This is a genomic window from Herminiimonas contaminans (assembly GCF_015645465.1).
Lineage (GTDB): Bacteria > Pseudomonadota > Gammaproteobacteria > Burkholderiales > Burkholderiaceae_D > Oxalicibacterium > Oxalicibacterium contaminans.
Map to the genome: position 1 here is coordinate 69,156 of NZ_JADOEL010000018.1, position 8,960 is coordinate 78,115.

General features: G+C 48.5%; 8 protein-coding genes and 1 pseudogene. 4 read left to right on the forward strand and 5 right to left on the reverse strand.

Annotated features, from left to right (window positions below; all coding sequences use genetic code 11):
* Nucleotides 1–134: 134 nt before the first annotated feature.
* The 3 genes from IXC47_RS17110 to IXC47_RS17120 are packed head-to-tail and all read right to left on the reverse strand — an operon-like array spanning nt 135 to nt 2,654.
* A complete protein-coding gene (locus tag IXC47_RS17110) occupies nt 135–1,538 on the reverse strand; it encodes an ammonium transporter (RefSeq protein ID WP_195876449.1) in 1,404 nt (467 codons plus the stop codon).
* A gap of 10 nt (nt 1,539–1,548) precedes the next feature.
* Nucleotides 1,549–1,887, reverse strand: coding sequence for a P-II family nitrogen regulator (gene glnK, locus IXC47_RS17115; protein ID WP_011979395.1), 339 nt, complete (start codon nt 1,885–1,887; stop codon nt 1,549–1,551).
* Between the two features lie 26 nt (nt 1,888–1,913).
* Entirely contained in the window at nt 1,914–2,654 is a 741-nt protein-coding gene (locus IXC47_RS17120) for a TorF family putative porin (RefSeq protein ID WP_175624258.1), read from the reverse strand.
* A gap of 232 nt (nt 2,655–2,886) precedes the next feature.
* On the opposite strand from IXC47_RS17120, the gene IXC47_RS17125 reads away from it, so the two are divergent.
* The 4 genes and pseudogenes from IXC47_RS17125 to IXC47_RS17140 all read left to right on the forward strand — a co-directional run.
* Nucleotides 2,887–3,126 carry an accessory factor UbiK family protein gene (locus tag IXC47_RS17125; RefSeq protein ID WP_175624259.1) on the forward strand — a complete coding sequence of 80 codons (240 nt, stop codon included), beginning with the start codon at nt 2,887–2,889 and terminating at the stop codon, nt 3,124–3,126.
* Nucleotides 3,127–3,256: 130 nt separating this feature from the next.
* Nucleotides 3,257–3,631 (forward strand): aminoacyl-tRNA synthetase, encoded by a 375-nt coding sequence (locus IXC47_RS17130; protein WP_175624260.1) that lies wholly within the window; start codon nt 3,257–3,259, stop codon nt 3,629–3,631.
* Nucleotides 3,632–3,698: 67 nt separating this feature from the next.
* The gene (locus IXC47_RS17135) at nt 3,699–4,160 is read left to right on the forward strand and encodes a Rid family detoxifying hydrolase (RefSeq protein WP_195876450.1); all 462 of its coding nucleotides are present in this window, start codon (nt 3,699–3,701) and stop codon (nt 4,158–4,160) included.
* 101 nt (nt 4,161–4,261) lie between these two features.
* Nucleotides 4,262–4,456: pseudogene (locus IXC47_RS17140) on the forward strand (magnesium chelatase domain-containing protein); the annotation flags it as partial.
* Between the two features lie 115 nt (nt 4,457–4,571).
* Here the strand turns inward: IXC47_RS17140 and IXC47_RS17145 are convergent.
* Both IXC47_RS17145 and IXC47_RS17150 read right to left on the reverse strand, forming a co-directional pair.
* Nucleotides 4,572–4,817, reverse strand: a complete 246-nt coding sequence (locus IXC47_RS17145; RefSeq protein ID WP_195876452.1) for a helix-turn-helix domain-containing protein — start codon at nt 4,815–4,817, stop codon at nt 4,572–4,574.
* A gap of 533 nt (nt 4,818–5,350) precedes the next feature.
* Entirely contained in the window at nt 5,351–8,650 is a 3,300-nt protein-coding gene (locus IXC47_RS17150; protein WP_195876453.1) for a DEAD/DEAH box helicase, read from the reverse strand.
* Nucleotides 8,651–8,960: the final 310 nt, after the last annotated feature.

Below are 8,960 nucleotides of genomic sequence, written 5' to 3' on the forward strand. Positions count from 1 at the left end.
TTTGGCACACGTAGATTAGGGCTGGAAAGCGTTTTTAAAGACCCAAAACGCTCCGGCAAATGAAAAAAGCGCCCCGCGAGGGGGCGCTTTCTTTGGTGGCCCACTTGCGCAGGGCCATCACGTTACAACTGTTATCAGGAGTGATAAGCCGTTTCACCGTGGCTGGTGATGTCCAGGCCTTCGCGTTCTGCTTCATCCGAAACACGCAGACCGATGACCAGGTCAACCAGTTTGTAGATGATGAAGGCAACCACAGCCGTCCACACTACGGTGATCAGCACAGCTTTGAACTGCACCATCACTTGGTGAGCGATCGAGAAGTCTGCTGCACCGGTACCACCAAACGATGGAGCTGCCAGAACACCAGTCAGGATCGCACCGACAATACCGCCCACACCGTGTACACCGAATACGTCGAACGCATCATCCGCACCCAGCAGGCGTTTCAGACCAGTTACACCCCATACGCAGACTGCACCGACGATCAGGCCGAGGACGATGGAGCCCATAGGACCGACGAAACCGGCTGCTGGTGTGATACCAACCAGGCCTGCAACTGCACCGGACGCTGCACCCAGCATCGAAGCCTTGCCTTTGAGCATGGATTCAACTGTGATCCAGGACAGGGTTGCTGCGCCGGTCGCCAGAATGGTGTTGATGAATGCCAGGCCAGCGATCGGGTTTGCACCCAGAGCCGAACCAGCATTGAAACCGAACCAGCCCACCCACAGCAACGAAGCACCAACCATGGTCAATGTCAGCGAATGCGGAGGCATCGCTTCTTTGCCGAAACCGATACGTTTGCCGACCATGTACGCACCAACCAGGCCAGCTACACCAGCATTGATGTGAACCACGGTACCGCCAGCGAAGTCGAGTGCGCCGTCAGCGAACAACAGGCCGGTAGGAGCCCACACCATGTGTGCAACCGGGATGTAGCTGAACGTGAACCACAGGATGCTGAAAGCCAGCACTGCAGCAAACTTCATACGCTCGGCGAAAGCACCAACGATCAGTGCGCAAGTGATAGCCGCGAAAGTCGATTGGAAGGCAATAAACACATACTCAGGAATCGAGCCGGACAGGGTGTCTGGTTTGACGCCATTGAGGAAGAGCTTGCCGAAGGTACCAACAAAGGAACCACCATCCGCGAACACCAGGCTGTAGCCATACAGGCACCACAGTACGGTGATGGTCGAGAAGATCACGAAGACCTGCATCAACACGGACAACATGTTTTTCGAACGACCAAGGCCGCCGTAGAACAATGCGAGGCCAGGGATGGTCATCAGGATAACCAGCATCGTCGATGTCAGCATCCAGGCGGTATCACCCGTATTGAGCACCACTTCTGGCGCCGGAGCAGCTGGTGCTGCAGCAGGAGCCGCTTGCGTTTCGGTCACAACCACAACCGCTTCCGCGGCTGGCGCTGCAGCCGGAGCTGCTGCGTCTTCAGCCATTGCAGGAGCCGAGAATCCGACTGCCAGCAACAGAGCACCTGCAGCAAGGGCACTTGTGAACATTTTTTTGATACTCATCTCATTCCCCTTAAAGTGCTTCTTTACCGGTTTCACCGGTGCGGATGCGGACGACTTGTTGCAGGTCATAGACAAAAATCTTGCCGTCACCGATTTTGCCGGTTCTTGCCGCAGTCTCGATTGCCTCGATCACGCGATCAACGATCGCATCATCAACAGCCGCTTCGATTTTTGTCTTAGGCAAGAAATCAACGACATACTCGGCACCGCGATACAACTCGGTGTGACCTTTTTGGCGACCGAAACCTTTAACTTCGGTAACGGTAATACCTTGCACGCCAATCGCAGACAAGGCTTCCCGCACTTCATCCAGCTTGAAGGGCTTGATAATGGCAGTAATCAGTTTCATGGGAACCTCTTACGTTATTTTTAAAATTAGAATGCTTTGGAGATCGACAAAACAGCTGTGGTATCGCCCAATTTTTTGGTCTTGCCACCGTTGTTAGTCAGCGAGTAGAAACTTTTGTCAGCATCGGTACCAACGACTGCCAGACCAATGGTCGCAAAGCCAAAGTCACGAGCGAGGCTTACCTTGTAATCGGTGTAGCTAGCATTTTCTACATTCTTCACTTTTTGATGTCCGACATGGAAACCCAAAGTGGTTTTATCCATTACTTCGAAATTTGCGTTCAGCTCAAGGTAATTGGAATTCTTGGAATCCGGAGCACCGAAGAAGTCAGACACTGCATGGCTATATTTCAGCGTGAACCATTTGTAGCCAACCGAACCGTATACTTCTGTTGTGTTGTACTTTTTACCGCCAACGATTTGCGCGCCTGGGTAGTAGTAGTACAGAACACCGACATCGGCTGCTACGTCAGGTGTAATATTGAATTTGTAACCACCGTACAGATCCATTTCGATCGAACCATCGGTAAACGAATTGCCACTTACATTCGAGTTCCAGTTACCGACGTAGAAACCGCTGGAGTGTGCGTAGTCGAAACCGCCTTGTACAGCAGGTTGTTTAAAGGTTTGGGAAATACCACGGAAACGATAGTCGCTGACTACAGAAAGGTTGCCAGTAAACGAATGTTCTGGAATAACGTCTTCTGCGTGCGCCAGGCTACCGGCGAATGCACCCATTACAGCAACCGCGATAATCAGTTTTTTCATGATGTTCCCTTTAAAGTTTTGAAAGTAGAAACCAAACATTGGTTGTCTTCGATACATATTTAGCAGGACTCATGCCAGCCTTTTTCATGCTGGTTGTACTATCATTTTTATCGTTTACAGTTGCCGACAGGTACATATCTCCTTCAGAAACATCGAAATATGCACTTTTATAGCACGCTCGCACACGAATCGCACCGTTATGGTGCTAAATATTTTTAAATCAGAGGATCACATGGAAAAGCCTAATTTCTTTAACGAGATGCAAGACAAGATCAACCAGGTGCTGGAAAACTCCCCGGCCAAAGATATCGAAAAAAACGTGAAGGCAATGATGACCCAGGGCTTTTCCAAGCTGGACCTGGTCACGCGTGAAGAATTCGACGTGCAGGCACAAGTACTGGCCAATACCCGCGCCAAACTTGAAGCGCTGGAAGCACAGGTAGCAATACTGGAAGCACAGTTGAAAAAGTAAGGTCGCAGAAGCACACTATATATATGTCGCACTCGATTTAGACCGGCCACCCGCCAGTCCTTATCGTTTGCGTCAGGCAGTATCGATTCAAAGTCGGCATCGGCATCCAATCAAAAACGAGGAGCAAGCCATGCGTATGAGCGATGAAGAATACTTCCGTAGCTGCGTCTCCAAAGAACGCCAACTGGCCCATTTGCTGGGCTGCCACAACGTAGAAGAGTTCTACGAGAATGCCGGTTCACTGTGGGACAACGGCAGACAACTCCCAAAATGGACGCGCGACTGGCAAGCCTGCGGCCCCTTGATTGCTACATATGAGTTAGCAATCACTTACAAGCAAAGTCCTTCTGATCCTCATGGTAAAGCCATACACATAGGCGATACCGTGGTCCACATTTCCGATCACCCGAACAAAGAGCGCGCCTTGATGTTTGCCATCGTCAAGGCAACTATCGCTCATCTGGAGCATGCCAGGCATCACAAGCAACACGCGTTGCACGGTTAGCCATGGCAGCATGCACCGCACTGCCGGTGTATCTACTACGAAGGAAATCACTAGGGGGAGTCACACTATGAAGGCTTATACACGCTGCTACACGCTTGCATCCATTTCATTGGCCGTACTTTTGACTGGCTGCGCGATGCCGCAGCAAGGAGGCAAACAAATACACTCGACTAACAATATCTACCCGGCAGTCGGGCCATATTCACAGATGGTGGAACACAGCGGCACTATCTATCTGTCTGGCGTACTGCCACTGAACATGGCCGGTAACGCCATCCAGGGCAGCACCATAGAAGAACAGACCAAAGCGGTGCTTGATCACATCGGTGCCAAATTGAAGTCGCAAGGACTTAGCCATGACGATGTCCTGATGAGCACCGTCTACATGAAAGACCTGAACGATTTTGCGAACATGAACCGCGTATATGGTGAGTACTTCAAAAAGAATCCACCAGCCCGCGCTACCGTACAGGTCGCACGACTTCCCCGTGATGTCCTCATAGAAATAGCCGTCATCGCCAAGCGATAGACGGAAGCCGACCAAGCCAGCTCGTCCTGGCCCACAGCAAGCATCGGGAGCGCAGGCTCCCGATCGCAACAGAACCACTTCCCACCCATACAAGAGCAATCATGAGTTTGGCGGTATTAAGAAGTCGCGGCTTGAGCGGCATGCAGGCACCGGAAGTCACGGTAGAAGTTCATCTGGCTAACGGCCTCCCTTCTTTCACCATCGTTGGCTTACCCGAAACCGAGGTTAAGGAATCCAAGGATCGCGTCCGCGCTGCGCTGCAAAATGCAGGCTTCGAATTTCCGGCACGCCGCATTAAAGGTTGTCAACCGTAATTTGTCTGGATTGAGCAGAGTAAGCTCAATTCCCGGCAGGAATAGTACTCTCTCGGAACGCTCATGCGAACGGAGAGATTAATGCAAATACCAACGGTTAAAGACCTGCAAGCATCAATAATGCTGAGGGTGAACATTTAAGCCCTGCCGAAATTTTGAGAATATTTGCGAAAGTTAGATTTCGCTCACCTCGCTCTATTCTTCCCATATGACTTCGATCAATCTGAATTAAATGAGCCAATTCCTCTTGCGATAAGCCAAGTTCTTTTCGCTTATTGCGAATGGCGCAACCCAATGCACCCAGCCATTGGTCTACGTCTATGTCCAAATGTGTAATTTTCATTACACCAGTTTTTAGTTTTAGGGCAAAATAGGCCACGGCATAAACGACCCATTTCTAATCCTTTCTACCTGTGCCCCGATGAAAATACCTAGCGCACCCTTCCCAAAAAAACCTGTTTTGATTCGAGTTCCCCAATATATCTACGATCAATTATTAGTCCGATCCGCTATGGAGACAGTGATAAGAAACAAAAGTCTAAGTGTTCCGAGCTTGGTGGTCGAATTAATCATCGCTGAGCTGACAGCGAAATCAAAGGTTTGACTTACTAATTAACCTCCTTTGAAAAACCGATGCGACCAGTCGTTTTTCTGGATACCGAATTCAACAATCTAATTGACATTAGCCACGGCTGGTTAAGGCGCTAGTGGCTGATGCTTTTATAACCCTTCCAATTTTGCGATAAGGGCGCAATACGTGGCCAACTTCGCAAAAATATGTACGCCCGCTCTCGTAAAGTTTGGTTGGTATTTATGAATTCTTCACGCCCAAGGCTGCGCCTCGACAATTACACCTCCGAATCGGTATTTGTGAAATTAACTGGAAACTACCAAAAGAGGACTACTTGTGATTGTTCGCAAAAACAAGCTTGTTGCACCGAGGATGGCTAAATGCTCGTTCCCAATGCCATCTTTCCGAAGTCCTGGCTGCACGATCCCAACTTTGAACACAACATACTTTCTACGTGAGGCTTTTCGAAGGACTACGAGGCTGGATAAATTCCCGCGAATAAATCTTGTATTTCGACCCCGTGCACATCTAAGTTCTCTTTCGGTCAGATGAGAAACTAAATTAGAGAAGTTCCAAGTCCATTTGATCGACTTTTGTGCTTGCCCACAAACTTCATAAAGATCATTCACGCGGTTCCCTGGTGTGTCTCCAGACGCATACTTACAGTGCCAAAGAGTAATGGTAATTGTGTCCTCGGTATCTTCAATTGCAACGATGTCAGCGCTTTCCCCATTGTCGTCGTCATCAATAATGAACGCTGCTGGACCCCGCTCTAAGTATTCGATAAATTTTTGCTGAATAGAACGCGGGCGAATTGCACCGCCTCGCCAGCGACTCTCTTGATTCAGCAATACATCACCCCAATTGATCGCCATAATTGATTCGCGGTCGAAAACTTCGGCAAGTTCCTCACGTGGTTTAAGCAGGATCTCGCCCGAAAGCTGCGAACCATCGCCTAGTCGAACTAAGGGCGGACTTGATGTAAAGAACTCTGTTGCGCCCACTGTCCGATTAAATGCTTCTATACTTATAGCCGGTCCGTCCGCTTGAACGATTGAATAAAACAGCCCATCCACCGAAGTGTTCAACAGACTCATACGGAATGTGCAGCTTATTTCTTGACCGGCTTTGAGAGTAAAAGAAAAACTTCCGCCTGCAGGGATCCATTCATCAAGCTCAACTTCGCAATCATGAAAACCGAATTTACGTTCATCTAACACGACAGCAATCCGAAAACTGGCCGACTCAAACAGCTGCTCAGGCCAATCCACCATCAATGCGTGCTGATCTGGAAGGAATCCTGTTGTGATTTGTTCAGGGATTAACGTGTGGCGTAGAAAGTCATCCGGAGCTGCATGATTATTGGATAATTTCACCGCTAAATCAGTGCACCAATCTCTCCAGTCAGCTAAAGACCCATTTGCCAAAGACCAAATTTTCCCTTTCCTTGAACAGCCAATACTCTTTCTCCGGCCATCTTCATACCCCACGCCCATTATGTTCGACTTCATCTTATCCTGTTGCATGGCTGGATCGATTGCGTCCCGCACGTCCAATCCAGCAAACATCTGATATCTGACATTTTTACTCATCCCTGTCAGACCGACACTATGCAAAACTAAGCGGCGCAGATTTATAAACGCACGAAAAATATCTTCGTTACGAATTGCGACGGGATCAGTGCAAATCTTCTGAGCCAATTTAACTGCTGAAAATTTCCGCGTACTATTAATAAATAACAAACCGACGTTCTCCACATAGTGGACAAGAAAGAGGTCCCAGTTATCGATTGCTATGTCGCGGCTATCAGTCCATTCAACCTTGTCCTCCTGATTGACGATGAAAACCAGCATTTGATCGGGCCGACTGTAGAACGGTTGATGAATAATTTGGGATTTACGGAATGCCGACTTAAAATTTTCGGGATTGAAATCGGTAACGCGGAAAACTTCTGTGCTGAGCTTGGGTTTTAAAGTTAGCGTGGATATTTCAATTTCTTGGTTCGAATGCTCAAGCGCCTCTAGGTTATCGATTAGCTCGGACAACTGAGCCTGTGGATCTATGGCGTCGTAGCTTAAATCGGAAAGTAAGGTATTCCAATCCGCGTCTTCTTGGTAAAGGCTTTCGAGCGCCTCGGGCACGCCATCCTCAGCGGTATTTGCGACAAAGCTAGCATTGCCAACGTTATCAGCGGCGCGGGCAAAACGTCCGATGAATTGCAGAGTAATCCCCAAGCTCTTATGAACCGAATGCAATGCGGCCACTTTAAGTTGCGGCAGATCAAATCCTTCGCCAAACATGTCCACGCAAATGATGATTCTGTGTTGGCCAGCACGAATCTCTTGAAGCACTTGCTCCCTGTGTGGGGTATTGCTATGAACTAGAACGGGATTCAAATCTGCATATAGAGTCTGGTAAATTGTACGAAATATTCTTTCTGCTTCAGAGATTGTTTTGACGCGCGCTAGCATCATGTGGTTTAAGCCTGCGGCAAGGTCTTCTCGTAATTTCTCCACGGCTTTTGCTGCAATTGCATTGTCTGCTTGTGCGATATCAGGCTCAAACACTTGAAGAAAATGAATGGGCCTAAAAAAGCTATTCTCTTGTGCAAGTTGTAAAGGATAGTTGTAAATTATTTTCCCAGGGAGAGCTTTTCCATCCTCTCTAAACGGCGTTGCGGTAAAGAGTAATGTTCGAGAGTGCGAACAGTACTTTGCAAACTTATTCCATGTTTGAGCTTGGATATGATGAGCTTCATCAAAGAAAACCTCACTGAATAAGAATGCAAAGTTCTGCTGCGTCGCCTCATCTGCTCGACTAATAGAACTCATCGTCGTTACGATGACGTTACACGTCTGAATAGCATCAAAGTCCTGTTGCGTCGGTTTTCCTCTCAGAATTCCAACAACAGGATTTGCCACATTGACGATCACACCTAGTCTAGGGAGTAGGCCGTACTCTCTGTACTTATCTGCAGTTTGTTGCCGCAATGCGTCTGTCGGAACAACCACCAAGATGCGGTTGCCGCCTGATTCGACCGTAACTGCAAGCATTACCTCGGTTTTTCCAGTTCCCGTCGGCATGACAGCAATTGCTGGCTCCTTACTTAGGCTCCAATGAGCTGCTATCGCATGTAGTGCACCGATCTGTGGCGCCCTCAAGCCGTGTCTTGCTGGATCCGCCCCCAGTGGAGCAAGTTCGGTTACAAAATTTATCCCTCTTCTCCAAGAAGTTTTAGCGCGGAGACGAAGGCGTTCACCTGATTCAAGCTGATCGTCCACATCGCGATAACGTGCGCCTTCAATTTCAAGAACGCCGTCAATTATCCGGGAACCACGTCCACGAATTACCGCGTGCGGATTAAGCGGTTCAAAGTCAAACTTACCGACACCAAGATCTATTGCATAGACGAGTCCGTTAGGAGTCACGGCAGCTAGTCTTTTTAAATTTAGACCCTTTGATCGATACGGTTGTACCGTTACCTCGATAACTTCACTGCGCTTATTAATGCATGCAATATCGATAGCGCCACTGCGTTTTTGATATGAATACTCAACAGGCAGTCGCAGCCCATTGATTCGTGCGATATCGTTTTCGGACAACAATCTATTCTCCCGTTATATTTTTTATGCGCTGTACGTTATCTTTACGATCCCGACGGCAACCCTTCATATCAACGAGCACAAGTCAATGCGCTCTGTCCAAAGTCCGACGTTGCTTGCGTGATTTCGTTGCCTCAATCTTTAACCAAGCTGAAAGCTTTAACGCATATTTGTCGAGAGATGTTGACCCCCTGTGTCAGGATAGTTGTCGCGTCATCTGATTTATTGAAATCATAGAGGGGGCGGAGCAAAAGACAGATAGTGAAGCGCTACTCAGCTGAACGCAAGGAAGCCATTCTGCGGCAAATGATGC

Bases quoted from the DNA above. Each gene is read 5' to 3' on its own strand.
- IXC47_RS17110 (WP_195876449.1), bottom strand. From the start codon at position 1,538: ATGAGTATCAAAAAAATGTTCACAAGTGCCCTTGCTGCAGGTGCTCTG.
- glnK (WP_011979395.1), bottom strand. From the start codon at position 1,887: ATGAAACTGATTACTGCCATTATCAAGCCCTTCAAGCTGGATGAAGTG.
- IXC47_RS17120 (WP_175624258.1), bottom strand. From the start codon at position 2,654: ATGAAAAAACTGATTATCGCGGTTGCTGTAATGGGTGCATTCGCCGGT.
- IXC47_RS17125 (WP_175624259.1), top strand. From the start codon at position 2,887: ATGGAAAAGCCTAATTTCTTTAACGAGATGCAAGACAAGATCAACCAG.
- IXC47_RS17130 (WP_175624260.1), top strand. From the start codon at position 3,257: ATGCGTATGAGCGATGAAGAATACTTCCGTAGCTGCGTCTCCAAAGAA.
- IXC47_RS17135 (WP_195876450.1), top strand. From the start codon at position 3,699: ATGAAGGCTTATACACGCTGCTACACGCTTGCATCCATTTCATTGGCC.
- IXC47_RS17145 (WP_195876452.1), bottom strand. From the start codon at position 4,817: ATGAAAATTACACATTTGGACATAGACGTAGACCAATGGCTGGGTGCA.